The 1,085-nt window shown below is 42.4% G+C and carries 2 protein-coding genes and 1 pseudogene; all 3 read right to left on the bottom strand.

What is annotated here, in order from left to right; genetic code table 11:
• Positions 1-376, bottom strand: a 376-nt coding sequence (locus tag J671_RS24775) for an alcohol dehydrogenase catalytic domain-containing protein (protein ID WP_031983788.1), incomplete at its 3' end; no start/stop codon positions are given.
• A 21-nt stretch (positions 377-397) separates the two neighbouring features.
• Positions 398-673 (bottom strand): metal/formaldehyde-sensitive transcriptional repressor, encoded by a 276-nt coding sequence (locus J671_RS24770; RefSeq protein WP_031983787.1) that lies wholly within the window; start codon positions 671-673, stop codon positions 398-400.
• Between the two features lie 313 nt (positions 674-986).
• Positions 987-1,085, bottom strand: a pseudogene (locus tag J671_RS0105445) (DNA-binding protein); the annotation flags it as partial.

The raw sequence follows: 1,085 nt of genomic DNA, 5'->3' as shown, positions 1-1,085 counted from the left end.
AGAAACGGGTCGTGCCGTCGGGCATCAGGCCCTTGCCCTGGGTAGCGCGCACTGCCACACAAAGGTTGGTTTTTCCTGACTTGCAAAACAGGCACTCGCCACATTCGGCGGTGTATAGTGGAATGACATGATCGCCAGGTTTCACGCTAGTTACACCTTCACCAACTTCGACGACGATGCCTGCGCCTTCATGGCCCAGAACGACCGGGAAGAGGCCTTCGGGATCGTCACCAGAGAGGGTGAATGCATCGGTATGGCAAACGCCAGTGTGGGTGATCTTGACCAGCACCTCGCCCTTGCGCGGCGGCTCGACGTCAATTTCGACTATTTCCAGAGGTTTTCCTGGCCCGAAGGCTACAGCTGCACGTGATTTCATGGAATTTCTCCTTACACAAATTTATTTTAAATATGACTTGAGAATCTTGGCTATTTCAGCAAGTTCTTCGTTTCGTTGTTGTTCTGTAGTTTCGCCAGATACTAGAGTGTCTTTTAAGTGAACCTCTAGCATCTCATTCATTAGCCCATTAATGGCACCGCGTATAGAACATATTTGTTGCAGAATGGCATTACATTCCACATTGCTTTCTAGCGCTTTTTCAATCGCTTCAGCCTGACCTTTGATTCGTCTGACACGCGTCAGAATCTTTTTTTTATCTTCGACTTGATTTGGCATAAAGCTAATTCCTTAAAAGTTTCTTATAGTATAGTACCCTATAGTATGTTGGTTGGCAAGAAGCCTTTATAAACTTAATAATTGATAAAAGCTTATAATCAAAAAATTCTATATTTATTTTTAAATTTTTCGAAAATTAACATAATACACCTTATACGAAATGCGTTATAATTATCTTTAGAAATCAATGCTGTAGTTTCTAGTTAATAGCTCATCTTCCCCAAGGTGGGCTTTTTTTATGATTTTTCACGTTCCACGCCTATTCTTTGATCAATGTTTCACGACTTTGTTCATATCAGTTTAACAATCGTGGTTAATCATAGGGTCTAAAAAAACGGCTCCAAAAGCCTCTTTTCGGCTGCTCCGGTTCAACGTGATCCGGCACCGGAATCCGCTTATTTTTTGTTTTTTC

The sequence above is a fragment of the Acinetobacter sp. 1130196 genome, assembly GCF_000588095.1.
GTDB classification, from domain to species: Bacteria; Pseudomonadota; Gammaproteobacteria; order Pseudomonadales; family Moraxellaceae; genus Acinetobacter; species Acinetobacter nosocomialis.
The sequence above is the reverse complement of the archived record's forward strand: the minus strand, read 5'-3'. Positions and strand labels throughout refer to the sequence as shown.

What these genes read in the sequence shown, in the direction of transcription:
- J671_RS24770 (WP_031983787.1), bottom strand. Translation starts at nt 673, where the DNA reads ATGCCAAATCAAGTCGAAGATAAAAAAAAGATTCTGACGCGTGTCAGA.